21 protein-coding genes are annotated in these 21,490 nt (G+C 65.6%); 11 read left to right on the top strand and 10 right to left on the bottom strand.

The features are described 5' to 3' along the window. Nucleotides 1–119 precede the first annotated feature (119 nt). Nucleotides 120–1,628, bottom strand: coding sequence for a methyl-accepting chemotaxis protein (locus tag EL388_RS08635; RefSeq protein ID WP_126462451.1), 1,509 nt, complete (start codon nucleotides 1,626–1,628; stop codon nucleotides 120–122). 352 nt (nucleotides 1,629–1,980) lie between these two features. Here EL388_RS08635 and purU point away from each other — a divergent pair, with 352 nt between their 5' ends. Beyond that, a complete protein-coding gene (gene purU / locus EL388_RS08630) occupies nucleotides 1,981–2,835 on the top strand; it encodes a formyltetrahydrofolate deformylase (protein ID WP_126462448.1) in 855 nt (284 codons plus the stop codon). After that, nucleotides 2,835–3,092 carry a SemiSWEET transporter gene (locus EL388_RS08625; protein ID WP_126462445.1) on the top strand — a complete coding sequence of 86 codons (258 nt, stop codon included), beginning with the start codon at nucleotides 2,835–2,837 and terminating at the stop codon, nucleotides 3,090–3,092. The genes purU and EL388_RS08625 overlap by 1 nt, the downstream gene beginning before the upstream one ends. Here the strand turns inward: EL388_RS08625 and EL388_RS08620 are convergent. The 4 genes from EL388_RS08620 to EL388_RS08605 form a co-directional block, all read right to left on the bottom strand. Then, complete coding sequence (locus EL388_RS08620; RefSeq protein WP_126462442.1) at nucleotides 3,089–3,823, bottom strand: class II glutamine amidotransferase; 735 nt, start codon at nucleotides 3,821–3,823, stop codon at nucleotides 3,089–3,091. The two genes, EL388_RS08625 and EL388_RS08620, sit on opposite strands and share 4 nt — an antisense overlap. A 16-nt stretch (nucleotides 3,824–3,839) precedes the next feature. Beyond that, nucleotides 3,840–5,999 (bottom strand): YgiQ family radical SAM protein, encoded by a 2,160-nt coding sequence (locus tag EL388_RS08615; protein ID WP_126462439.1) that lies wholly within the window; start codon nucleotides 5,997–5,999, stop codon nucleotides 3,840–3,842. Nucleotides 6,000–6,073: 74 nt separating this feature from the next. After that, complete coding sequence (locus EL388_RS08610; RefSeq protein ID WP_126462436.1) at nucleotides 6,074–6,661, bottom strand: superoxide dismutase; 588 nt, start codon at nucleotides 6,659–6,661, stop codon at nucleotides 6,074–6,076. A gap of 77 nt (nucleotides 6,662–6,738) precedes the next feature. Next, nucleotides 6,739–7,941, bottom strand: coding sequence for an MFS transporter (locus EL388_RS08605; protein WP_126462433.1), 1,203 nt, complete (start codon nucleotides 7,939–7,941; stop codon nucleotides 6,739–6,741). Nucleotides 7,942–8,090: 149 nt separating this feature from the next. Between EL388_RS08605 and EL388_RS08600 the strand changes: the two genes are divergently transcribed. The 3 genes from EL388_RS08600 to EL388_RS08590 all read left to right on the top strand — a co-directional run bounded on the left by EL388_RS08600 (nucleotide 8,091) and on the right by EL388_RS08590 (nucleotide 10,195). Next, entirely contained in the window at nucleotides 8,091–8,423 is a 333-nt protein-coding gene (locus tag EL388_RS08600; RefSeq protein WP_126462430.1) for a TusE/DsrC/DsvC family sulfur relay protein, read from the top strand. Between the two features lie 190 nt (nucleotides 8,424–8,613). Next, entirely contained in the window at nucleotides 8,614–9,567 is a 954-nt protein-coding gene (locus EL388_RS08595) for an IS30 family transposase (protein ID WP_126458242.1), read from the top strand. A gap of 139 nt (nucleotides 9,568–9,706) precedes the next feature. After that, nucleotides 9,707–10,195 (top strand): urate hydroxylase PuuD, encoded by a 489-nt coding sequence (locus EL388_RS08590; RefSeq protein ID WP_232019227.1) that lies wholly within the window; start codon nucleotides 9,707–9,709, stop codon nucleotides 10,193–10,195. A 63-nt stretch (nucleotides 10,196–10,258) separates the two neighbouring features. On the opposite strand, the gene EL388_RS08585 is transcribed toward EL388_RS08590, so the two are convergent. Together EL388_RS08585 and moaC are read right to left on the bottom strand one after the other, a co-directional pair. Further along, a complete protein-coding gene (locus EL388_RS08585) occupies nucleotides 10,259–11,119 on the bottom strand; it encodes a formylglycine-generating enzyme family protein (protein WP_126462424.1) in 861 nt (286 codons plus the stop codon). Then, nucleotides 11,116–11,598 (bottom strand): cyclic pyranopterin monophosphate synthase MoaC, encoded by a 483-nt coding sequence (moaC, locus tag EL388_RS08580; protein WP_126462420.1) that lies wholly within the window; start codon nucleotides 11,596–11,598, stop codon nucleotides 11,116–11,118. Before moaC ends, EL388_RS08585 begins: the two co-directional genes overlap by 4 nt. Before the next feature lie 41 nt (nucleotides 11,599–11,639). Here moaC and EL388_RS08575 point away from each other — a divergent pair, with 41 nt between their 5' ends. The 6 genes from EL388_RS08575 to soxB all read left to right on the top strand — a co-directional run bounded on the left by EL388_RS08575 (nucleotide 11,640) and on the right by soxB (nucleotide 17,196). Continuing rightward, nucleotides 11,640–13,064, top strand: coding sequence for a M48 family metalloprotease (locus tag EL388_RS08575; RefSeq protein WP_126462417.1), 1,425 nt, complete (start codon nucleotides 11,640–11,642; stop codon nucleotides 13,062–13,064). A gap of 129 nt (nucleotides 13,065–13,193) precedes the next feature. Then, complete coding sequence (soxX, locus tag EL388_RS08570) at nucleotides 13,194–13,553, top strand: sulfur oxidation c-type cytochrome SoxX (RefSeq protein WP_126462414.1); 360 nt, start codon at nucleotides 13,194–13,196, stop codon at nucleotides 13,551–13,553. Nucleotides 13,554–13,577: 24 nt separating this feature from the next. Next, complete coding sequence (gene soxY, locus EL388_RS08565) at nucleotides 13,578–14,042, top strand: thiosulfate oxidation carrier protein SoxY (RefSeq protein WP_126462411.1); 465 nt, start codon at nucleotides 13,578–13,580, stop codon at nucleotides 14,040–14,042. Between the two features lie 55 nt (nucleotides 14,043–14,097). Further along, complete coding sequence (soxZ, locus tag EL388_RS08560; RefSeq protein ID WP_126462407.1) at nucleotides 14,098–14,412, top strand: thiosulfate oxidation carrier complex protein SoxZ; 315 nt, start codon at nucleotides 14,098–14,100, stop codon at nucleotides 14,410–14,412. Between the two features lie 67 nt (nucleotides 14,413–14,479). Continuing rightward, a complete protein-coding gene (soxA, locus tag EL388_RS08555; RefSeq protein ID WP_165919107.1) occupies nucleotides 14,480–15,310 on the top strand; it encodes a sulfur oxidation c-type cytochrome SoxA in 831 nt (276 codons plus the stop codon). Between the two features lie 146 nt (nucleotides 15,311–15,456). Then, nucleotides 15,457–17,196 carry a thiosulfohydrolase SoxB gene (gene soxB, locus EL388_RS08550; protein WP_126462402.1) on the top strand — a complete coding sequence of 580 codons (1,740 nt, stop codon included), beginning with the start codon at nucleotides 15,457–15,459 and terminating at the stop codon, nucleotides 17,194–17,196. A 140-nt stretch (nucleotides 17,197–17,336) separates the two neighbouring features. Here soxB and EL388_RS08545 read toward each other — a convergent pair whose 3' ends face one another. Genes EL388_RS08545 through EL388_RS08535 form a run of 3 tightly spaced genes read right to left on the bottom strand, consistent with a single transcriptional unit; the run spans nucleotide 17,337 to nucleotide 21,474 of the window. After that, nucleotides 17,337–18,770, bottom strand: a complete 1,434-nt coding sequence (locus EL388_RS08545) for a BatD family protein (RefSeq protein ID WP_126462399.1) — start codon at nucleotides 18,768–18,770, stop codon at nucleotides 17,337–17,339. After that, nucleotides 18,764–20,509 (bottom strand): vWA domain-containing protein, encoded by a 1,746-nt coding sequence (locus EL388_RS08540; protein ID WP_126462396.1) that lies wholly within the window; start codon nucleotides 20,507–20,509, stop codon nucleotides 18,764–18,766. Before EL388_RS08540 ends, EL388_RS08545 begins: the two co-directional genes overlap by 7 nt. Beyond that, nucleotides 20,506–21,474, bottom strand: a complete 969-nt coding sequence (locus EL388_RS08535) for a VWA domain-containing protein (protein WP_126462394.1) — start codon at nucleotides 21,472–21,474, stop codon at nucleotides 20,506–20,508. Before EL388_RS08535 ends, EL388_RS08540 begins: the two co-directional genes overlap by 4 nt. Between the last annotated feature and the right edge of the window lie 16 nt (nucleotides 21,475–21,490).

Genomic DNA, 21,490 nt, shown 5'->3' with positions numbered 1-21,490 from the left:
GGTGGGAAAAACGGGCGTGTCTGTCCGCTTTATGCCTGCAAAATGGTCAATTGCAGGCGTTGGCGGTTGGAAATGAAAACCGGGGCGCGCGGCCCCGGTTGTGATTGTCTTGCCGCTTATTAAGGCAGGCGGAAGCGGACGACCGATTGCGCCATTTCCTGGGCGATGCGATTGAGGTCGTCGGAGTTGTCGCGCACGTTGTTGGCGGCCTGGCTGCTGGCCTGGGCCATGGCGGTGACCTGCTCGATGTTGCGGGCGATGTCGCTGGCGGCCACGGTCTGCTCGCGCAGGGCGTTGGAGATGTCCTCGACCACGCGCTGCACTTCCTGGACATCCTGGCTGATGGTCTCGATCGACTTGCCGGCGCTGCTGGCGAGCTCGACCCCGGCGCTGGCGCGCTTGACCGCCTGCTCGATGCTGCCCAGGGCCGAGCCCTTGCTGGTTTGAATGTCGTCGATGGTGCGGCTGATCTCCTCGGTCGCCTGGCGGGCGCGTTCGGCCAGCTTGCGCACCTCGTCGGCCACCACGGCGAAGCCGCGGCCCTGTTCGCCGGCGCGGGCTGCCTCGATCGATGCGTTCAACGCCAGCAGATTGGTCTGGTCGGCGATGTCCTTGATCAGGCCGACCACGCTGGTGATGTTGTCGAACTGGGTACCCAGCTGATCCATGTCCTTGGACAGGGTACCGATGGCATCGGCGATGCTGCGGATCTCGCTGATGGTGGAGCGCACCACGCTGGAGCCGCTGTTCGACGATTGCGCGCTCTGCTGGGCCAGGCGGGCGGCCTCGGCGGAGCCTTCGGACAGGTGATTGATCGAGACGGTGAGCTGTTCGATGGTGGCGGCGATGGCCGAGGTGGATTCGCTCTGCCGGTCCATGGCGTTGTCGACCTCCTGCGATTGGCTGGCCATGCGCTGGGTGGTGCCGGCCAGTTGCCGGGCCTGGGCGTTGACCTTGCCCAGGGTGTCGATCAGCTGCTTCTGCATGTCGACGATCTTGGTCAGCAGCGGCCGGCCGGCCAGGGCCTTGTCGTGCAGGGCCTGGGTCAGATCGCCCTGGCCGATGTGCTCGGCCAGCGAGGCGACCTGGGCGCTTTCGATCGCCTCGGTGCGCAGCTTCACGGCCATGTAGACCAGCACGGCGGTTTCCACCACGACATAGACCGCATGCAGGATGATGATGCCGAGGTTGGGCCCGTTGAACAGGACATAGACGCCCATGCCGGCCGCCTGCATGTAGTTGAAGGCCAGGTGATGCACGGCGATGACGCCGGCCGCCGCGACGATCGGCCGCCAGTCGCGGTAATAGAGCAGGAAGGCGAGCAGCACGAAGATGCCGAAGTGGGCCTCGATCATGCCCCGGGTCTGCTGGATGGTCAGGGCCGAGAAGATCATGAAGGCGCAGGCCATGGCGATGCGCGAGACCAGGCTGCCCGGATTCATCTTGAACAGGGCGAAGGGCACCGCCAGGGCAGGGATGCCGACGATGAGAGCCACGGCCCAGGTCGAGGTGACTGCCGCCACGCCCAGGGAGACGACCAGAAGGAAGGCCAGGGTGCCGAGCATCACCCTGTCGGCGGCGACGCGGCCGGGTTGCAAAACGCGTTCTTCGTCGATGGTGGTGGTCATATTAGCGTGCTCCGCAAACGTAGAGGGAAAGGAGGGGGTCGTTGGCCAGGAACCAGCCGAGCGCGATGGCGCTGTAGGCCAGCCAAGCGGCCAGCAGGCCACGGCTGGCCCAGGGGGAAGGCCGGGCCGCGGAAGTCTGGGATGGAGGTGTTTCGGTTGGGTGGTGCGTCAACGCCATGGCGGTATCCTCACTCTCGACGGCTGGCCCACTTTTTAATTCGTTTCTTTTTGCAACAAAATAAACAAAATGCCGGGCGAAAGCGCCTGTTTCTAATCAGACTCCGGCCTCCGGTTTGCCGGTATGATGCAGGCTTTTCCCAGCGGCCTCTGGGCCGGCCTTTGAGTTCCGTTTATGCGCAATACCGCCGTCCTCCTGATCGTCTGCCCCGACCGCAAAGGCCTGGTCGCGGCCATCGCCAATTTCCTCTACCGGCACAACGCGAACATCCTCCATGCCGACCAGCACCAGGACAAGGAGGCCGGCCTGTTCCTGATGCGGGTGGAGTGGGACCTCGACGGCTTCGACCTCGGCCTGCACAAGTTCGATGAGGCCTTCGCCCCCATCGCCGGCGAATATCAAATGCAGTGGCGCCTGGCCCTGTCGTCAATGAAGCCGCGCCTGGCCATCTTCGTCTCCAAGCACGACCACTGCCTGGCCGATCTCTTGTATCGCTGGCAGTCGGGCGAGCTCTATTGCGAGATTCCTCTCATCATCAGCAACCACCCGGACACCCGTTGGCTGGCCGAGGCCTACAAGCTGCCGTTCCAACACATCCCGGTGAGCAAGGAGACCAAGGCCGAGGCCGAGGCGGCGCAGCAGGCCTTGCTCGAGGCGCATCGGGTCGATTTCGTGGTGCTCGCCCGCTATATGCAGGTGCTGTCGCCCGCGTTCATCCAGCGCTGGCCCAACCGCATCATCAACATCCACCATTCCTTCCTGCCCGCCTTCCACGGCGCCAAGCCTTATCAGCGTGCGTTCGAGCGCGGCGTGAAGCTGATCGGCGCGACCAGCCACTACGTGACCGAGGTGCTCGATGACGGCCCGATCATCGAGCAGGACGTCACCCGCATCTCGCATCGTGACGACCTGGAAGATCTGGTGCAGAAAGGGGCGGACCTGGAGAAGGTGGTGCTGTCGCGCGCCGTGAAGTGGCACATCGACAACCGCATCCTGGTCTACGGCAACAAGACGGTGGTGTTCGACTGATGGCCTGCGCGGAACTGCTCCGCTATCCCGCGGCCATCCTGACCACGGCCGCCTTCGTGCCGCAGGCCTGGCAGTCCTGGCGCACGCGCGATCTCTCCGGCATCTCGCTGCCGATGTATCTGCTGTTCACCCTTGGGGTGGCCTGCTGGCTGGCCTATGGCCTGGCCATCGGCAGCCTGCCGGTGATCGTGGCCAACGGCATCACGCTATGTCTGGCCTCGGTGGTGCTCTGGCTAAAGTTGTCGGCGCCGCGCTAAGTCGGTTGTGCGACCTTGCCGGCGATGCGCCGCGCCAGCAGCATGCCATCTCGATAGATCCGCAACTCGTCCGCTGCAAACGGCTGCCAGTTTCCCGGGCTTAACGCTTCAGTTGCGATGACGGCATAAGGGCGCTCGGCATTGGCCACTTCCATATGGTGCAGCCGGTCATGGCCATAGGCGATGAGCAGCGAGCCGTCGGAGAGCAGGAAATTGAACTTGCCCAAACTGGCAGTGCCTTCTGCGAATTCGGCGAGGCGATGGATCCAGTCTTGCTCGCTTGTGTTGGCGTAGCTGTCGGCGATGGCGGTCAGCAGATGACAGAAGGCGTGCTCCGAATCAGTGTCGCCCAGCGGCTTGCAGGGGGCATTGGCCGGGTGCCACTCGATCACCTCGGGTACCAGGCCGTTGTGGGCGAACACCCATGGCCGATTGCAGCAGTTGTGGCGGAAGGGGTGGGTGTTGAGCATGCCCGGCACCGGCGGATGTCGGGCCTTGCGGACATGGGCGATGAGCAGCCGGCTGCGCAGCGTGTGCGCCAGTTGCGCGAATTGTTCGCTACTGTGGCCGGGCTCGGGCGATTTGACGATGTCGAAACCGGTTTCATTCCAGGCCGCCACGCCCCAGCCGTCCGGGTTGTCGCCGGTCTGGCCGCCGCGCAGACGGAAGGGGGCGAGCCAGGGACTCAGGTCTCCCGCCTCGCTTCCGCTATAGCCCAGCAATTCGCACATGCCGTTCCCTTCGCGGCTATTTCGGCCGACGGCGTTGGGGCGGCTGCCCTTTGCCGGCCCCGGGTTTGAACCCCGGTTTGCCGCGTGCCGTCGCGCAAGGCTTGCGCGTGCCTTCGGCCGTCCGGCCGGTACCGGCCGGCTGGAAGCTCGGCACCAGGTGCTGGCGGCCGTTGCCGATCAGATCGGCGCGGCCCATCTGCTTCAGCGCCTCGCGTAAGAGCGGCCAGTTCTCCGGGTCGTGATAGCGGAGGAAGGCCTTGTGCAGCTTGCGCGTGCGGCCGGCGCGCACGATGGGCACGGCGCGGGCGTGGCCGCCCAGCACCTTCTTCAAGGGGTTGAGTTCGGTGTGCCACATGGTGGTGGCCATGGCCATGGGCGTGGGCAGGAAGGTCTGCACCTGGTCGAGGCGGAAGCCGTTGCGCTTGAGCCAGAGCGCGAGCTTGAGCATGTCCTCGTCGGTGGTGCCCGGGTGGGCGGCGATGAAGTAGGGGATGAGGTATTGCTCCTTGCACGCCTCCTTCGAATATTTCTCGAACATCTGCTTGAACTTCTCGTAGGTGCCGATGCCCGGCTTCATCATATGCTCGAGCGGGCCCTCTTCGGTGTGTTCGGGCGCGATCTTGAGATAGCCGCCGACGTGGTGCTGCACCAGTTCCTTCACGTATTCCGGCGATTTCACCGCGAGGTCGTAGCGCACGCCGGAGCCGATCAGTACCTTCTTGATGCCGGGCAGGGCGCGCGCCTTGCGATAGAGCTGGACCAGCGGGCCGTGGTCGGTGCCCATGTTGGGGCAGATGTCGGGGAACACGCAGGACAGGCGGCGGCAGGCCGACTCGATCTTTTCGTCCCGGCATTTCAGGCGGTACATGTTGGCCGTGGGGCCGCCCAGGTCGGAGATGATGCCGGTGAAGCCCGGCGTCTTGTCGCGGATGGCCTCGATCTCGGTCAGGATGGATTTTTCCGAACGGCTCTGGATGATGCGCCCCTCGTGCTCGGTGATGGAGCAGAAGGTGCAGCCGCCGAAGCAGCCGCGCATGATGTTGACCGAGAAGCGGATCATCTCCCAGGCCGGGATGCGGGCGTCCCGGTAGCTCGGATGCGGCGCGCGGGCATAGGGCAGGTCGTAGACCCGGTCCATCTCCTCAGTGGTCAGTGGGATCGGCGGCGGGTTGAGCCAGACGTCGCGCTCGCCGTGGGCCTGGACCAGGGCGCGGGCGTTGCCCGGGTTCGATTCCAGATGGAACACGCGCGAGGCGTGGGCGTAGAGCACGTTGTTCTTCTCGACCTGCTCGAAGGCCGGCAAACGGATGACGCTGTGGCGCCGTTGTTCCTGGCGCCGGGCACGCAACTGCGCCCGGTCCTGGAAATGGACGACCTGGGCCGCGGCGGCCGGCGGCGCCTTGGCCGCGGGGTTTTCGGCATAAGGATCGGGATGCTTATCCACTCGACCCGGCGTGTCGATCAGAGTGGAATCGAGTTCGACCCATTCCCCGTTCGGCAGCCAGCCGCGCGGCACCATGAAGGCGCTGCCGCGCAGATCGCGGATGTCGGCGATCTTCTCGCCACTGGCGAGGCGGTGGGTCAGCGCCACCAGGGCGCGCTCGGCGTTGCCGTAAAGCAGCATGTCGGCCTTGGAGTCGGCCAGCACCGAGCGGCGCACCTTGTCCGACCAGTAGTCGTAGTGGGCGATGCGGCGCAGCGAGGCCTCGATGCCGCCGATGACCACCGGCACGTCGCGGAACGCCTCGCGGCAGCGCTGGGCGTAGACGGTCACCGCGCGGTCCGGCCGCTTGTGCGGTTCGGCGCCGGCGGTGTAGGCGTCGTCGGAGCGGATCTTGCGGTCCGAGGTGTAGCGGTTGACCATGGAATCCATGTTGCCCGCGGTGACGCCGAAATAGAGATTGGGCCGGCCCAGGGCGCGGAAGGCCTCGGCCGAGCGCCAGTCGGGCTGGCTGATGATGCCGACCCGGAAGCCCTGCGCCTCCAGCAGGCGGCCGACCAGGGCCATGCCGAAGCTGGGGTGGTCGATGTAGGCGTCGCCGGTGACCAGGATGATGTCGCAGGAATCCCAGCCGAGCGCATCCATCTCGGCGCGCGACATCGGCAGGAAGGGCGCGGTGCCGAAGCGTTTGGCCCAGTAGGGGCGATAGGAGAACAGGGGCTTGGCGGATTCCATGACGCTATTCTGGCTGACTCGGATGCAAAAAGGCCCGGTTGCCCGGGCCTTTTTTGTTTGCCGTAGGACTGCGCTCAGGCGGCGAAGTTCTTGGCGGCGAAGTCCCAGTTGACCAGGTTGTTGAGGAAGGTCTCGACGAACTTGGGCCGCAGGTTGCGGTAGTCGATGTAGTAGGCGTGCTCCCAGACATCGACGCAGAGCAGGGCGCGGTCAGCGGTGGTCAGGGGGCAGCCGGCATTGCTGGTGTTGACGATGTCGACCGAGCCGTCGGCCTTCTTCACCAGCCAGGTCCAGCCCGAGCCGAAGTTGCCCACGGCCGAGGCCTGGAAGGCCTTCTTGAACTCGTCGAACGAGCCCCATTTCTTGTTGATCGCATCGAGCAGCGCCCCGCTGGGTTCGCCGCCGCCGTTGGGCTTCATCGAGTTCCAAAAGAAGGTGTGGTTCCAGACCTGGGCGGCATTGTTGAAAATGCCGCCGGCGGGCGCGCTCTTGACGATGTCTTCCAGCGACTTGTTTTCGAACTCGGTGCCCTTGATCAGGTTGTTCAGGTTGGTCACATAGGCCTGGTGGTGCTTGGCGTAGTGGTACTCGAAGGTCTCCTTGGACATGTGCGGCTGCAGGGCGTCCATGGCGTAGGGCAGGGCGGGCAGTTGGTGTTCCATTCGTTTTCTCCGTCGGGTGGAAAATAAGACCAATTCTAAAGATTGGTCCGGTTGATAACAATACTTGACTAATATTCTTAACTACTAATGTGCTCTTCCGGCGGCCGGATCCGGCGGAAGCCGGCCCAAAGCAGGCCGTCATAGCCGATCTTTATGGCCGCGCCCACCAGCAGCGGTGCACCGAGCGAGAGGCCCTGCATCAGCAGACCGGCGAAGGCCGGCGCGACCGCCCAGCCGCCCAGGCGCACCAGATGGGTGACGCCGGAGGCGAAAGTGCGCTCCTCCGGCTTGACCATGGCCATAACATAGGACTGCCGGGTCGGCACGTCCATCTCGACCAGGCCCTCGCGCAGCAAAAACAGGATGGCGGCGGTGGTGAAATCCGGGGCGACCGCCACGGTCATCAAGAGCAGGCTGGATGGGATATGGGTGAAGACCATGGTGTTGACCAGGCCGATGCGCCGGGCCAGCCAGGCTGCGCCCAGATGGGAGGCGGCATTGAGCGCGCGGGCGCCGACGAACAGAGCGGCGATGCTCTGGGCGTCGACGCCGAAGCGGGCATGGAAGAAATAGGCGATCAGGGCGGCGCCGAGAAAGCCGCCGGCCAGGGCGTCGATGGCGAAGAGGGCGGAGATGCGGGTCAGCCGGCGGCGGCTGTCGGGCGAGAGCGGCATGGCTTTCTCCGACAGCGCCTGCTCGATACGCGGGCTCAGGCGGGCAAACAGCATGGCCTGGGCGGCGAACAGCAGCACATATAGCCCAAGCGCCAATTTGAAGCCGGCCAGGTCCGGCAGTCCGCCCATGTCGTGCAGCCAGGTGGGCAGGGCGGCCAGAGCGCTGCCCAGGGCATGACCGACATCCTGCAGCACGTTGTACCAGGCGAAGGCGCGGGTGCGCTCGGCATCGCTGGTGGTGGCCGGCAGGATGGCCTGCTCCAGCACCAGGCTGGCGCCGCGGTCGCGTCCCTGGCCGTTGAGCATGCCGACGAAGGCGGCGAGCAGGATGGCGGCAAGTTCCGAGAACAAAAGGGCGCCCAGGCCGCCGGCCGCCGCCAGCCAGGCCAGCTGGATCAAGGTCCGGCGCCGGCCCCAGCGGTCGCCGCGTAGGCCGACCAGAAAGACGGCCAGGGTGGCGCCGGCCAGGCCGGCGCTCACCGTGAGGCCGATCTCGGCCGGGCTGAAGGCCAGGCGGGCGAGGTAAAGGCCGAGCAACACACCGATCAGGCCTGTGGCGATGGCCCTGAGGAAACTGGCAAGGTAGATGAGGCGGCGGTCGCTCATGGATTGAATCTGTGGTTTGGACTGGGGCGAGATTGGATTAAGTCTTGTAATAGTTGACAAGACTGCTCGGGTTTAATAGGATGGGGCCATGTTCGCCCCTGAGGGCTAACGCACATCATATATACAGTGGTGAAGAGAGGAAGTTAAAGATGGAAATCGAAATCAACGGCAAGACGGTCGCTACCGACCCCGAAGGCTACCTGGTTGACCTGTCCGACTGGTCCGAGGATGTGGCGAGCTACCTCGCCTCCCAGGACAAGCTGGAACTGGGCGAGAACCACTGGAAGATCATTCATTACATGCGCGACTACTTCAACGAATATGGCACTGCGCCCAACCTGCGCATCCTGCAAAAGGCGTTGAAGGAAGAGTTCGGTCCGGAGTGGGGCGAGAAGAAGTTCCTGTTCGACCTGTTCCCCTTCGGTCCCGCCAAGCAGGCCGGCCGTTATGCCGGCACGCCCAAGCCGACCGGTTGCGTCTGACGCGAAATATCGCGCATGGCGCAAACCCGTTATTAGAAGCATGCCCGCCTCGTGCGGGCATGCTTTTATCAGCACGGCAATACAAAAACTTAACGTGGATTCAAATTCGAAGTGCAATTTTGATTAACTGGAAGGTGGGTCAGAATGCGTGAGCATTTTGCTCCATCAACCGCCAAGTCGAAGTTGCCCAATGAACTACACCCATCTGACCCAGAACGAACGATACCAAATTTACGTCCTCCTCAAAGCCGGCCATACACAGCGCGAGATCGCCCAGTTGCTCGACCGCCACCCTTCCACCATCAGCCGCGAGCTTGCCCGCAACAGCGGATTACGCGGCTACCGGCCCCGGCAGGCGCAGCGCCTGTCCGAGGCGCGGGCGGCCAATAGCCGCAACGCGCCGCGCATCCTGCCGGAAGTATGGGAGGAAGCCCAAAGACGACTTGCCCTGCAGCACAGCCCCGAGCAGATCGCCGCGCATCTGCCGATCAGCCATGAGGCGATCTATCAGCGCGCCTATACCGACAAGCGAGCCGGCGGCACATTGTGGCGCCACCTCCGATGCCAGAAACAGCGTCGCAAACGCTATGCCTCGGGCCGAAGCCTGCGCGGCCAAATCCCCGGTCGCAGGCCGATTGCCTTGCGCCCGCAGGCCGTCGAGTCGCGCAGCCTGGTCGGCCATTGGGAGGGTGACACCCTCATCGGCGCTGGCCGCAAACAGGCCATCGTCAACCTCACCGAGCGCAAGTCGGGTTTCTGCCTCTTGGCCCACGTGCGCAACAAGACCAGCGAGGCGGTAAGCGAGGCCATCATCCGCTTGCTTTCACCCTTCAAGGCCCGGGTGAAGACGCTCACCTTCGACAATGGCCTGGAGTTCGCCCGCCATGGCGAGATCGACCGGGCACTCGAATCCACGTCCTATTTCGCCGACCCTTATGCCTCCTGGCAACGCGGCACGAACGAGAATACCAACGGCCTCATCCGGCAGTACCTGCCCAAATCCAGGCCCTTTCACACCGTCACCCAGGAGGAACTGGCCATGATCATGGAGCGCCTGAACCACCGCCCCAGAAAACGCCTGGGCTGGAAAACCCCGCATCAGGTTTTTATGCAATCATTCAGCCGTGTTGCACTTCGTGGTTGAATCCGCCTAACGATATGAGGAGCTTTATTCAATGAATCCCTTGCAGACTCGTGGTGGTACCGTCATCGCCGGCATCCTGCTGGCTGTCATCCTGACCTATATCGCACCGGCATCCGAAGGCGCGGTGCCGGCCTTCAACATGCTGGAGACCTTCGTCTGGTTCCATGTCGTGGTCGGCGTGGCCTGGATCGGCCTGCTCTATTACTTCAACGCCGTGCAGGTGCCGGCCGTAGCCGCCGCCACCGCCGACGGCAACCCCGGCCCGGCCGCGATCAACAAGTACGTCGCGCCGCGCGCCCTGTTCTGGTTCCGCTGGGCCGCCGTGCTGACCTGGCTGTCCGGCGCCGGCGCCCTGGGCCACATGGGCATCTTCGTCGACGCCTTCACCCTGGCCAACCCGGCCGTTTACGCCATCGGCATCGGCGCCTGGCTTGGCACCATCATGCTGTTCAACGTCTGGGTGCTGATCTGGCCGAACCAGAAGAAGATCCTGGGCATCGTGCAGGCAAGCGATGAGGAGAAGGCCAAGGCGCGCAAGATCGCCTTCCTGGCCTCGCGGACAAACACCATGCTGTCCATCCCCATGCTGCTGGGCATGACCGCCCACGCGCACGGCCTACCGTTCTGAACGGCAAGCGCCGAAACGAAAACGGGGGCCGCGGCCCCCGTTTTTTTATGGTTCATCGCGGAATTACAACTCGCGCACCACGCGCAGGCCCAGGTTGAGATCGAGCTCGTGGTAAAAGCGCGGCTTGCGCGAGGCGGCGCGGGCATCACGCGCGCCTTCGAACCAGGAGCCGCCCTTGGTCACCCGCCAGTCGCCCTGCGCCGGTTTGCGACTCAGGGCATCGATCGGGCCGACCCAGCGGTCGGAGGTGAATTCCCAGACGTTGCCGTGCACCTCATAGAGGCCCCAGAGATTGGGCGGATAGCTGCCGACCTCGACCGCCCGGTTGAGCGGCACGCAGAAGGGCAGGAAGCGGCGCCAGCCGGAAACCGCCTGGCGCGGCGGGGCGAAGGAGCCGACGTTGGCCTCGCTGCAGGTCAGGTGCTCGCCGTAGCAGTAGGCGCTGCGGCTGCCGGCCCGGGCGGCGTATTCCCACTCCGCCTCGGTCGGCAGGCGATAGCGATGGCCGGTCTCCAGCGACAGCCAGTCGAGGTATTCCTGGGCCGTGGTCAGGTCGATGTTGATCACCGGCTGCCGGCCCTCGCCGCGCAGCAGGTGGTCCTGCCAGAAAAATCCGCAGGCCTCCTCGAAACGCTGGAACTCATCGGCGGTGACCGTGCAGCGGCCTATGGCGAAGGCGCGGTCGATCCGGGTGTTGCGCTGGGGCAGATCGCCGAATCGGCGCTCGGGTTCGGCGGCGCCCATCTCGAAGATGCCGGGCGGGATCACCGCCAGTTCGGGCCCAGTGCTGCCATCTTTCAGGGTGTCGCGGAAGAACACGCCGAGGCCGGCAGCTTGCGCGGCCTCGGCCTGGAGGGTGCGCAGGCCCTGGATATCCAGGCCGTGGACATAAGTGGTCGGGTCGATGGCGAGGCGTTCGTTCATGCTTGGCCTGCCCGCCAGTGGCCGGACTTGCCGCCGAGCTTTTCCAGCAGGCGCACCTGTTCGATCACCATGCCGCGGTCGACCGCCTTGCACATGTCGTAGATGGTGAGCAGCGCCGTGCTGGCGGCGGTCAATGCCTCCATCTCGACGCCGGTGCGGCCCACGGTTTCCGCTGTCGCGCGGCAGGCGATGGCGTGATGGGCCTCGTCGAATTCGAAGTCAACCGTCACCCGGGTCAGCGCGATCGGGTGACAGAGCGGGATCAGGTCGCCCGTGCGTTTGGCCGCCATGATGCCGGCCAGGCGGGCGACGCCGAGCACGTCGCCCTTCTTGGCGGCGCCGTCGCGGATCAGGCGCAGGGTCTCGGCCTGCATGGCGATGCGGCCGCCGGCCGTGGCCGAGCGGTGGGTCTCGGCCTTCTCGCCGACGTCGACCATGTGGGCGCGGCCCTGGCCGTCGAAATGGGTGAAATCGTTCATATGCTTTGGGAACTCGGGCGTGAGGCCGTTATCATAGGCCCATGCGATCCCTCCGCGCCATTGCCATTGCGCTTTTGCTGAGCTATTCCGCCCAGGCGGCGGAACTGCCCGATCTGGGCGAGGTGGCCCGCACCACCTTCTCTGCCGCCCAGGAGGCCAAGCTGGGCCGCGAGATCATGCGCCAGATCCGGATCGACCGTGATTACCTCGACGACCCCGAGCTGACCGAATATCTCAACAACCTGGGGGATCGCCTGGCCGCCGCCAGCGAAGACCCAGGCCGCCATTTCGAGTTCTTCGTCGTGCGCGATGCCACCATCAACGCCTTTGCCCTGCCCGGCGGCTACATCGGCGTCCACACCGGCCTGTTCTCGGCCACCCGGAGCGAGTCGGAGCTGGCCGGCGTGCTCGCCCACGAAATCGCCCACGTCACCCAGAACCACATCGCCCGCATCGTCGCGGTGCAGAACAACGCGCTGCTGCCGACCTTGGCCGCATTGGCGGTGGCCATCCTGGCGGCCCGCTCCAATGCCCAGGTCAGCCAGGCGGCCATCGCCTCGGCCCAGGCCTACAGCGTGCAGAGCCAGCTCGACTTCACCCGCGAGCACGAGCGCGAGGCCGACCGGGTGGGTTTCCAGACCCTGAGCCGGTCCGGTCTCGACGCCTCGGGCATGGCCAGCTTCTTCGAACGCTTGCAGACCCAGACCCGGCTCTACGAAAACAATGCGCCGGCCTATCTGCGTACCCACCCGCTCAATTTCGAGCGCATCGCCGACATGCAGAACCGCCTGCAGGATGTCGCCTACCACCAGGTGGCTGATTCACTCGACTACCGCCTGTTGCGGGCCAAGATCCAGGCGCAGCAAGGCGAGGCGAACGATGCGGTAAAGCGTTTCGCCAACCAGTCCTATCAGGACGAGCAGGACGAGGCGGTCAGGCATTACGGCATGGCCGTCGCCCTGTTGCGGGCCAACCAGGCCGAGCGGGCCGCGGCCGAGTTGCAGGCCATCCCGCGCAAGATCGGCCAGTCGGCCATCGTGCAGAACCTTGCGGCCGACGTGGCCTTTGCCCGCGGCCGTGGCGGTGAGGCGTTGGCCCTGCTGCGCAACGGCCTGGCGGCCAACCCGGATTCCCGTCCGCTCGCCTATGCCTATGCCAAGGCCCTGCTGCGCCAGGGACAGCCGACGTCCGCCCTGGAACTGCTGCACAAGCAGCTGCGGCTGCATCCGGACGATGCCCAGCTCTATGAATTGCAGGCCCAGGCCTACCAGGCCCTGAAGCGGACCATGGAATCGCATATGGCCCAGGCCGAGGCCTATGCCCGCCGCGACGAATACCGGGCGGCGGTGGAGCAGCTGCAGCTGGCGCTGAAAAGCGGCGACCGGGACTTCTACCGGCTGTCGATCGCCGAGGCCCGCCTGCGCCAATTGCAGGCCTTGGTCGAGCGGCAGGAAGTCACCCGATAAATTCGTACTATTTGGCCGGGCAAGGTATTGGCCTCGACTTGGAAGTCGTCTATTCTCAGCGCGTCCTAACAAGGGATGCGCGTTCCAAAGCAGACACGCTACGATGGCCGTCAAATACGAGGAGACACTATGAAACGCACTCCAATCAAGGGGATTGCCCTGTTGGGCGCCCTGATCCTGAGCGCTTCCGTTCATGCCGATGAGGCAAAGAAGGAAGAATCCGGCAAAGACATCGCCTACGACCGCACCAAAGGCAACTGCCTGGCCTGCCATGCCATGCCTGGCGTGGCCGACGATCAGCAGCCCGGCAACAGCGGCCCGCCGCTGATCGCCATGAAGGACCGCTTCCCCGACAAGAAGGTGCTGCGCGCCAAGATATGGGATGCCACCGCGTCCAACCCGTCTTCCTACATGCCGCCCATGGGCAAGCACAAGATCCTGACTGAGCAGGAAATCGACAAGGTCGTCGACTTTGTCTACGGCCTGTAATTTTCGTTAACGAGGAGTAAATCCATGAATCACCAGCGTAGGACTGTTCTGAAGGGTGTCGGCTCTGCCGCCGCCGTGGGCGTGGCCGTTGCTGCCGGCCTGCTCAAGCCGACCGCCGCCTTTGCCTCCGACCGCGCCGCTTTCGACGCCAAGGGCGTCGATGCCGTGATGAAGGCGATCAAGGCTACCGGCGCTGCCGACAGCAAGGACATCGTCGTCAAGGCCCCGGACATCGCCGAGAACGGTGCCGTGGTGCCGGTCGAGGTGACCAGCAACATCGCCGGCACCAACAGCATCGCCATCATCGCCGAGAAGAACGCCACTCCCATGGTCGGCGAATTCGAGCTGTCGAACGGCGCCACCGGCTACATCTCGACTCGGATCAAGCTGGCCAACACCTCCAACGTCCGTGCCGTGGTCAAGGCCGGCGGCAAGGTGTTCACCGCTGCCAAGGAAGTGAAAGTCACCATCGGCGGCTGCGGCGGTTGATTCGCCCCGCCCGACTTTTACACGCAACTGACACTGGATCGAAAAGGAAACAATCATGGCTGAGCCGATGAAGATTCGCGCCACCCTGGCCGGCGATGTCGCCGACATCAAGGTTCTGATGAACCACGTTATGGAAACCGGCACCCGCAAGGATGCCAAGACGGGCCAACTGGTGCCGGCCCATCACATCAACAGCATCGTCGCCACCCTCGGCGGCAAGACCGTGCTCCAGGCCGAGATCGGCGGCGCCGTGTCCAAGAACCCGTTTTTGGGCTTCAAGGTCAAGGGTGCCAAGGCTGGCGACAAGGTCACCGTCAGCTGGGTCGACAACAAAGGTGACAAGAACAGCGCCGAAGCCACGGTTGGCTGATCTGCATTAAGCCAAGGGCCGGCCGTATGGCCGGCCAACTCAAATACAGTCAATGGAGGACGACGGCATGAAGAAATTGCTATTGACGCTGGTGGGGGCCGGTGTCTTGTTGGGTGCGGTATCGGCATCCGCAGGGCCGGAAGAAGACCGCAAGGCGATGGTCAACTATTTCAAGCAGAAGTTCCCGGACGTCAAGTTCGAGAACTACATCCACGGTGCGCTGGCCCTGGATGCCGATTCCAAGGCCCAGTACGACAGCATCATGGAGTTCCCGCCTTACGAGGGCGTGGTCGAGCAGGGCAAGAAGATGTGGGAAACCCCGTTCAAGAACGGCAAGAAATACGCCGACTGCTTCCCCAACGGCGGCAAGAACGCCGCGGCCATGTACCCGATGTTCGACGACAAGAAGGGTGAGGTCGTGATCTTCGACGAGGCCCTGAACAACTGCCGCGTCGCCAACGGCGAAGAGCCCTACAAGCTGGACGACGTCAAAACCATGGGCACGCTGCTGTCTTATGCCCGCACCCTGTCGGATGGCGCCAAGGTCAACGTCAAGGTCAACGGCCCGGCTGCCCTGGCCGCCTATGAAGACGGCAAGCACACCTTTTATTCCCGTGCCGGTCAGCTCAACCTCGCCTGCGCCAACTGTCACGTGCAGAATGCCGGCGTCCGCCTGCGCTCCGAGCTGCTCTCGCCCGCCCTGGGCCACACCACCCACTGGCCGGTGTTCCGCGGCGGTGACAACCTGGTCACCCTGCAGATGCGCTACAAGGGTTGCCACAACTCCGTGCGCCACGTGCCGGACAACGTGGGCAGCAAGCGCTACAAGAACCTGGAGTTCTTCGAGTCCTACATGAGCAACGGGCTCGAGATGAAGGCCTCCGTGTTCCGCAAGTAAGCCGCTCTCGCAGCGATGAAATCCGGGCCCCGCGCCCGGATTTTTTTTCCTGCGCGGCCGGCAATTTGGGCAATAGTTACCATTTACGCAGGCCGCAGGTCTGCCAGAATTCGAACACTTAAATTGGTTACCAAGGAGGAGCCCCCATGTCGATGACCCGTCGCGAATTTCTGCAAGTGCTGGCCGCCGCCTCGGCCGCCGGCATGATGCTCGACAGCAAGCAGGTCCTGGCCGGCAATGCGCCGAGCAACTTCTATGACATCCCGGCCTTCGGCAACGTGTCGCTGATGCACATCACCGACACCCATGCCCAGCTGATGCCCATCTACTTCCGCGAGCCCAGCGTCAATATCGGTGTCGGAGGCGCGGTGGGCAAGGTGCCGCACCTGGTTGGCGACAAGCTGCTCAAGCACTTCAACATCGCCCCGAACAGCATCGACGCCCATGCCTTCACCTACCTGAACTTTGAGCAGGCGGCCAAGACCTACGGCAAGGTCGGCGGCTTCGCCCACCTGAAGACCCTGGTCGACAAGGTGCGCGCCTCGCGCCCCGGCTCGCTGCTGATGGACTCCGGCGACACCTGGCAGGGTTCCGGCACCGCCTTGTGGACCAAGGGCCAGGACATGGTCGACGCTTGCATCGAACTGGGCGTCAATGTCATGGCCCCGCACTGGGAATTCACCCAGGGCGCCGAGCGGGTGATGGAGATCGTCAACGGCGATTTCAAGAAGCACGGCATCGACTTCATTGCCCAGAACGTGGTGACCAACGACTTCGGCGACCAGGTGTTCAAGCCCTACGTGATGAAGAGCGTCAACGGCGTCCAGGTCGCCATCATCGGCCAGGCCTTCCCCTACACCCCGATCGCCAACCCGCGCTACATGGTGCCGGACTGGAGCTTCGGCATCCGCGATGACGGCATGCAGAAGTGGGTGGACGAGGCCCGGGCCAAGGGCGCCCAGATCGTGGTCGTGCTGTCGCATAACGGCATGGACGTCGACATCAAGATGGCCAGCCGCGTCACCGGCGTCGATGTCATCTTCGGCGGCCACACCCATGACGGCGTGCCGCAGCCGGTGCCGGTGAAGAACGCCAAGGGCGTCACCCTGGTCACCAACGCCGGTTCCAACGGCAAGTTCCTCGGCGTCATGGACTTCGACGTCAAGGGCGGCAAGATCAAGGGCTGGAAGTACCGCCTGGTGCCGGTGTTCTCCAACCTGCTGGCGGCCGACAAGAAGATGGAGGCGCTGATCAAGCGCGTGCGCAAGCCCTACGAGGCCAAGCTCAACGAGAAGCTGGCCATCACCGAGGGCGTGCTCTACCGCCGCGGCAACTTTAACGGCTCCTGGGACCAGCTGATCATGGACGCCATGATGAAGGTGAAGGGGGCCGACGCCGCCTTCTCGCCGGGCTTCCGCTGGGGCACCTCGCTGCTGCCGGGCGACACCATCACCATGGAGCACCTGCTCGACCAGACCGCGACCACCTACTCCTTCAGCACCCTGACCGAGATGACCGGCCAGACCATCAAGGAGGTGATGGAAGACGTCTGCGACAACCTGTTCAACGCCGACCCCTACTACCAGCAGGGCGGCGACATGGTGCGCGTCGGCGGCATCACCTATGCCCTGAACCCCTACGAGAAGATGGGCAAGCGCATTTCCGACCTGCGCCTTAACGGCAAGCCGCTTGCTGCCAACAAGAAGTACAAGGTGGCCGGCTGGGCGCCGGTGGCCGAAGGCGCGACCGGCACCCCGATCTGGGATGTGGTCGCCGAATACCTGCGTTCGGTCAAGACCGTGACCCCGCGCAAACTGAACAACCCTCGTCTCATCGGCGTCAAGCAGAACGACCCTGGCATCGCCGACTATATCGCCAGCGTCTAAAAGACGCCGGATTGAAGAGGGGGCCACAAGCCCCCTTTTATTGCGGTGTGGTCATGCCGGGCTCGACCCGGTATCCACTCATTGGCCCTTGCGCTGGATTTCGGATTCCGCCTAAGGCGCCTGGCTGACGGCTTGGTGCCTTACCACCACCGACGCAGGGGCTTGATCATGCCGAGCGCTGCCACCGCCTGCTGCTTCAGGTCCGCCAGGGGGATGTACTGCAAGTTGTAGCGGCGGGCCTCGAGGGCGGCGACCAGGGCATCCAGTGCCGCCGTGCCTCGCCACTGCCGACGCATATGGGCGAGCCATTGGCCTAGGGTCGCCGCCGCTTGCGCGTTCGGCGTGAGGGAGAAGGCGCGCAACACCAGGCCGAGTTCGGCCGGATCGGCGGCGTTCCCGATGGCGAGCAGGGTGTCGTCTCTGCGCCGGCGCCATTGCCATTCCCGATACAGCCACTGCAACAGCACGAGCAAGACGGCCGAGCCGGCCAGCAGGATGGCGGCCAGGCCGAGCTTGCGCCAGAACGGGTCGTAGATCCGCAGGGTCTGCCTGGCCAGCGCAAGCTGTTCCAGTCGTCCGCTGCCCGGATCGTAGTAGGGCAGGGCGAAGCTGGGCAGGGCCAGTGGCCCGGTCGTTTCCGGCAGGGCATAGAGGGTGACGGCAAGGCGCGTGAGCGGCGAGTTGCGCTCCTCCGGCGCCAGCGGCTCCACCGTCGGCGGGTAGGCGCGCCATGTGGCATGGGGCTGCAATTGCAGCGCGAGCAGGGCCTTCAGGCCATCGATGCTGTAGCCGCCCTCGACCGTGAAGCGCCAGGCCAGCGGCCGTTCCAGCGGCGACTCGGCCGGCAAGGCCTCCGCGCTCAGGCTTGGTTTGCCCACCGGCACGTTGAGCGGCAGCCAGGCCGGCACCGGCGCCGCAGCGAAGCTCGCAACCGGCGGCGGCAGGCGCAGGCGCTGGCCGAACTTGATCGCCTCCAGCATGGGCAGCTCGAAGCGGATCTCGCCGGCCTGGGTGGGCAGCACGGCCCAGTGATAGCGATGGGCGGTGCAGCGCACGCCGCCCTGCTCGATCTCGATTTGTTCCTCGCCCAGGGTGCGATGCTGCATCCGGCCCGACAGCGGCAGGTTTGGCCGCTTCCATTCCAGGCTGCCGTCGTCGCAGAGTTCCAGGGTCAACCGGGTGGCTTGCCGCACCAAGGGCTGGCCCGGCTCGGTAAAGAGCTTGATGTTTACCGCAGGTATGTCGGCCGAACCGGCATCGACCCGCACCGCCAGGGTGCGGCTGCGGTCGCGGCCGCTGCCCAGGGCAGGGATGGCGAGCCGACCGGTCTTCAGCGGATAGAGCGTGAGTTGCAGGATGCCTTGTGTTGCGCTCTTGCTCAGGGTGCGGGCGAAGACCTCGAAATCACCCTGGAGCGGCGCCAGGTCGATCGCTTCCAGCGTGGCAGCCTTGCCGGCGAGGCTCAGGGTGAGCGGTTCGCCCAGGGCCAGGGCCTTGCGGTCGAGCTGGGCGGTGAGCGCCCAGGCGTGGCCGGCAAACGCGAGCGCGAGGCAGAAGGCGAAACGCTTCACCATGGCGGCAGCTCCATGCTGCTGCTCGAGGCGTCCTGCTTCATCAGGCCCTGGTACATCGCGGTCGGCTTGTCGTGCAGGAGCTCCAGTTTCTTCAGGCCCGATTGCAGGCGGCGACCGTCGGCCTCAACGCCGACGGCCCGGCTCGCCGCGCCGTCGAGCCGGGCACCTTGGCCGGCCGCTTTGTCCTTGTCGATGAGGGTGCCGGTTTCCTTGCGCTCGAATTCCTTCACCGCGATCTCGCGATCCCATTCGGTGCTGGTGATGCCTTCGGCGAAAAAGCCCATGCGGCCGCGCAGGTCGGTGCTGCCGAGCACCGGCCCGCGCCGCTGCTTCAGGCGATAGATCGCCCTTTCCAGATTGGCCTGGGCGCGCCTGTCCTGCGGCCGCTCGCGCAGCACGGCCTGGTAGGCCTCGGCTGCGGCCAGCCAGTTGCCCAGGGCATAGTGTGCATTGCCCAGGTTGTACAAGGCGTCGCTTCTTTCCGCGGCCGTGCGCGCCAGCAGTAGGGCCGCGCCGAAGTGGCGCTGGGCGGCAGCGTAGTCCTTGAGCCGCCAGGCGGCGGCGCCGGCGCCGAGCTGGCCCAGGTAGCCGCCGGCCCGTTCGAACCGGGTCTGCGCCTCGGCGTGGCGGCCGGCGCGGTAATCGCGCCAGGCGGCTTGCAGGGTGTCATCGGCCTGCGCGTCGTGAGCGGGCAGGGCGATCAGGCCGGCGACCAGCAGCGCCGCCGCCTGCGGCAAGGCACGCGGCAGGTGTAGCCAGAGCAGGAGCACCAGGGCCGGCGCCAGGCACCAGGCATAGAGTTCACGCCAGGCCCGCACCGCATCGGCCGGCGGCGGCGCGGCCGGCAGGCGGGCGAGGTGGTTGTCGTAGAGGCTGGCCCAGTCGGCATCGCCGTCGACGGCGGGGACGAAGACGCCGCCGGTGCGCTGCGCCAATTCGCCGTAGCTGGTTGCGGCCATGCGGCTCAGCACCTGTGCGCCATCCTGCTCGGCATGGCCGCCCTCGGGCAGCGGGATCGGCGCGCCGCTGGCGGTGCCGACGCCGAGCACATAAAGCGGGATGCCGGCCGCCTTTAAATCCTGCACTGCCACACGCACCGCCTCGCCCGCGGCGCCGGCCAGGCTGTCGGCCTCGGCATCGCCCACCAGCAGGACGGCGCCGCCTTGGCCGACATCGCGTTGGGCGAGCTGCAGGGCGGCGGCGAGGTTCGTTCCGGGGGTGGCGATCAGCGCCGGTTCGACCTGATCGAGCATGCGCTGCAAGAGTGCGGCATCGTCGGTGGCCGGGGAGAGCAGGCCAGGTTCGCCGGCATAGACGATGAGTCCCACCCGCTCGCCGCGCAGGCGGGCGATGAGATCGCGCAGTTCCAGCTTGGCCCGGGCCAGGCGGCTGGGCGCGATGTCGGTCGCCTGCATCGAGGCCGAGACATCGAGCACGATATCGACGCGCAGCGGATGGCGCTGGCCGGGCTGGCCGCCGCCCGCGCTCTCTTCCAGGGGCAGGCGCGGCCCGGCCGCGGCGGCGGCGAGCAGGGCCCAGGCGAGGGCGTGGCCGAGGAGACGCCAGCGCTCCATCGGCCGCGCACCGCCGGCCAGCAGCGCCCAGGGCGCCAGGGCGGCATCGGCATAACCGGCCAGCTTGTGCCGGCGCCAATAGCCCAGGCCCCACAAGAGCAGGGGCTGCAAGGCGAGCAGGCCCCAGAGGGGCTCACGCCATTCGAGGCCGAAGAGTTCGCTCATGCCTCGCGCCTCATCGCCAACACGCGGCCCAGCGTCAGCAGGGCCGCGGCCAGGGCGAGCGGCAGCCAATACCACTCGCGGATTTCCCGATGCCTGGCCGGGCGGGCCAGGGTCTTCTCCAGGGCGCCGATGTCGCGGATGACCTGCTCGGCGTCCTCGGTGCCGCGCACGAAATAGTGATGGCCGCCGGTCACGCGCGCGAGATCGGCCATGTTCGGCTGCGGGTCGGCCGCTTCCACCTCGACGCGGCCCTCGGCGAACAGGTCGCTGCCGACCTGCACGGTGTGGATGGCCACGCCCAGTTGCCGGGCGACGGCCAGGGCCTCGGCCGGGGTAAGGTCGCCGCTGTTGCTCGGGGCGTCGTCGCTGACCAGGATCAGCGCGGGACGCAGCCTCTTCGGCGGCAACTGCTTCAGCGCCAGGCCCAGGGCATCGCCGAGTGCGGTGTTGTCGCCGGCCATGCCCACCTGCAGTCGCTGAAGCTGGGCCAGGACGTGGACGCGGTCGAAGGTGGGCGGCGTCAGCGTGGCCGCCTGTGAGCCGAAGGCGATGACGCCGAAGCGGTCGGCGGGCCGCCCTTCGATGAAGCGGCCCATCACCGCCTTGAGCACGGCCAGGCGCTCGACCTTTTTGCCGCCGAGCTGGAAGTCGTCGATGCTCATGGTCTGCGAGGTGTCGATCACCAACACGATGTCGCGGCCCTCGGGTGGCGGCGTCAGCCACTGGCCGACCTCGCGGGGCTGGCTGAGGGCGACGGCGATCAGGGCGAGGCCGAGCGCGGTGAGCCAGAGTGGCAGACGGGCGCCGGGCAGCCGGGCCTCGCTCGCGGCGGCCGGCAGCAGGTGCGGGTGCTTGAGCCGCCAGCTCGCACTCATGCCTTCGCCGCTGCGGCGCAGGCCGAAGGCGAGCCAGGCCGCGATGGGCAGCAGGGCGATGAGCCAGAGGGGTTGGCCGAGTTCGAGCATTGTTAACCGGCGCTAC

Origin of the sequence: Sulfuritortus calidifontis, from assembly GCF_003967275.1 — a bacterium.
GTDB classification, from domain to species: Bacteria; Pseudomonadota; Gammaproteobacteria; order Burkholderiales; family Thiobacillaceae; genus Sulfuritortus; species Sulfuritortus calidifontis.
Note: the sequence above shows the minus strand (reverse complement) of the source record. Positions and strands in the feature narration are given on the sequence as shown.